The following is a 395-nucleotide window of genomic DNA, read 5'->3' as shown; positions in this document are numbered from 1 at the left end:
CCGACAACGTTACCTTTCCTTCTTTTGATAAATGTGAAAGTGTATGTTTACGCCAATTTTTGTCGTCACGCTCTGTATAATCTTCGCGTGCATGCGCTCCCCGTCTTTCTAGACGTGCTTCTGCTAAATAAACAGTTGTTATTGCATTGGCCATGAGATTTTCAAGTTCTAATGTTTCAACCAAATCAGAATTCCATATCAGTGAGCGATCTATCACTTTGAGATCAGACAGTTCACCCCAAATTTGGCTTATACGCTGACATCCCTGTTGCAAACAATCTGCTGTACGGAATACAGCAGCATCTTCCTGCATAGAGCGTTGCATTTTTTCACGCAACACGGCGGTTGGTGTCCCCCCTTGAGCAAAGCGTAAACGATCAAACCGCGCCATAATT

Annotated in this window: 1 pseudogene; it reads right to left on the bottom strand. The window is 43.5% G+C overall.

Going from position 1 to position 395, the window contains the following annotated elements:
- Positions 1-395, bottom strand: a pseudogene (locus tag J7R13_RS09300) (succinate dehydrogenase/fumarate reductase flavoprotein subunit); the annotation flags it as partial.

Origin of the sequence: Bartonella taylorii 8TBB, assembly GCF_902825155.1 — a bacterium.
Taxonomy (GTDB): domain Bacteria; phylum Pseudomonadota; class Alphaproteobacteria; order Rhizobiales; family Rhizobiaceae; genus Bartonella; species Bartonella taylorii_A.
This window is presented reverse-complemented; position numbering and strand designations above follow the sequence as displayed.